The 653-nt window shown below is 59.9% G+C and carries 1 protein-coding gene; it reads left to right on the top strand.

Annotated elements, in window-relative coordinates:
* On the top strand, positions 1-653 hold a 653-nt coding region (locus tag ACFFNX_RS51920), incomplete at both ends, for an ATP synthase beta subunit C-terminal domain-containing protein (protein WP_446678583.1).

The raw sequence follows: 653 nt of genomic DNA, 5'->3' as shown, positions 1-653 counted from the left end.
AAGACCGCTAAGGTGGCGCTGGTGTACGGACAGATGAACGAGCCCCCCGGCGCGCGTGCCCGTGTCGCCCTCACCGGCCTCACCGTCGCCGAGTACTTCCGTGACCAGGAAGGACAGGATGTGCTTCTCTTCATCGACAACATTTTCCGATTCACCCAGGCCGGTTCTGAGGTGTCTGCCCTGCTGGGTCGTATCCCATCTGCTGTAGGTTACCAGCCAACCCTGGCCACTGACATGGGTACCATGCAGGAGCGCATCACCACCACCAAGAAGGGCTCCATCACCTCTGTGCAGGCTATCTATGTGCCGGCCGACGACTTGACTGACCCCGCCCCCGCCACCACCTTCGCTCACTTGGACGCCACCACTGTGCTGTCCCGTGCCATCGCTGAGCTGGGCATCTACCCCGCTGTGGACCCCCTCGACTCCACCTCCCGTATCATGGACCCCAACATCATTGGTGCTGAGCACTACAATGTGGCACGTGGCGTTCAGAAGATTCTGCAGGACTACAAGTCGCTCCAGGATATCATTGCTATCCTGGGTATGGATGAGTTGTCTGAGGAAGACAAGCTGACCGTCGCCCGTGCCCGCAAGATCCAGAGGTTCTTGTCCCAGCCTTTCCAGGTGGCCGAGGTGTTCACTGGACATGC

It is taken from the genome of Actinoallomurus acaciae, from assembly GCF_042429965.1.
Taxonomy (GTDB): Bacteria; Actinomycetota; Actinomycetes; order Streptosporangiales; family Streptosporangiaceae; genus Actinoallomurus; species Actinoallomurus acaciae.
Note: the sequence above shows the minus strand (reverse complement) of the source record. Positions and strands in the feature narration are given on the sequence as shown.